This window comes from Fimbriimonadaceae bacterium (assembly GCA_019638775.1).
In the GTDB taxonomy this organism is placed as follows: Bacteria; Armatimonadota; Fimbriimonadia; order Fimbriimonadales; family Fimbriimonadaceae; genus JAHBTD01.
Map to the genome: position 1 here is coordinate 1 of JAHBTD010000107.1, position 1250 is coordinate 1250.

Below are 1250 nucleotides of genomic sequence, written 5' to 3' on the forward strand. Positions count from 1 at the left end.
GAGACCCTCCACCGCAAGTGTCCGGTGCCAACAGATCCTTTCCAGTTTGTGCCAACACATACTTTACACCCGGATGTCTTCAAGCCGTGCTAAGACGACACCGAAGTACAGGACGGCCGTCTCTCCGTCCGGTCCATCGCGCAGCTCCACTCTCTCCCCGGCAAGCCCTCTTCCAATCTTGTACCGTTGCGAGCGGTACCCAAAGTTGCCGTAGTCGTCCACCTTGCGCGAGAGCGCTCCTTCGGGGAGTTCCTGCTCGGGAAGCTTTGACGGACGGGGTCTTGCCGAAAGCGAGTAGGCCGAGCCGGGAGGCTGCATTCCCAGCGCTTCGTGGGGACGCTCCCAGTTGTAGCGGACCCGGAAGCCTTCGTAGACGCTCTGGGCGGTCTTAGCGTCGGGCTGGCGCAAGGAGACGCCGAGCTCTCGGTGCAGAGTTCCATGAAACCTCTCCACTTTGCCCTGGGTCTGGGGATGCCTGGGTCTGCCGTGGCTCGTGCGCACACCCAGCCGCAAGAGCCGCATCTCCAGCCTGGAAGGAAGAGGCGTCGCAAAGGCGCGGAAAGCCGGACCGTTGTCGCAAAGGATGCATTCCGGCAGGCCGTACTCGGCGAAGACGTCCCAAAGGACGCTCCAGACCGATGCGAAGCTCTGGTCGGGCACCGCCCGCAGCGCGATGCAGAAGCGCGTGGCGTCGTCCACCACCGACAGGGCTTCGTAAGGCAAACGCGGAGCCTTGAGCCCTTTGAAGTCCATCTGCCAAAGCTCGTTGGGAAAGGCGCGCTCGAAACGCTGGGAAGCCTCCTGGACCTTGTGGCTTTCGCACACCAGCCCAGCTCGCTCCAGGATCCGGTTCGCCGTGCGCAGCGACATCGGAGCCTCTGCGTCAGGCCAGCCGATCGCCAGAAGCTTCTTGGCTCCCCAGAACGGATACCGAGCCTTCAAAGCCAGCAAGGCCAAAGCATCCTCCTCGTCCGTGATGCGCGCAGAGCGCAAAGGACGCCGCGAGCGCTCCTGCATCGAGCCAATCCCGTGCTCCCTGGCACGCCGGACCCACAGCCTTGCCGTCGGGCGGCTGATACAAAAGCGGCGAGCCGCCTCGCTGATACTCACTCCCTGCTCAAGAACCGCGTACGCCAGAGCGCGCCTTTGATCCATCTTCGTCACCTCGCAAAATCCCATTTCCAGCTCCTACACTGGAAAGGATGTGTTGGCACAAAGTGGAAACTATGTCATGGCACAGGACACAAGCG

1 protein-coding gene is annotated in these 1250 nt (G+C 62.4%); it reads right to left on the reverse strand.

What is annotated here, in order from left to right; genetic code table 11:
- Positions 1–63: 63 nt before the first annotated feature.
- The gene (locus KF784_20285) at positions 64–1155 is read right to left on the reverse strand and encodes a DDE-type integrase/transposase/recombinase (GenBank protein MBX3121395.1); all 1092 of its coding nucleotides are present in this window, start codon (positions 1153–1155) and stop codon (positions 64–66) included.
- Between the last annotated feature and the right edge of the window lie 95 nt (positions 1156–1250).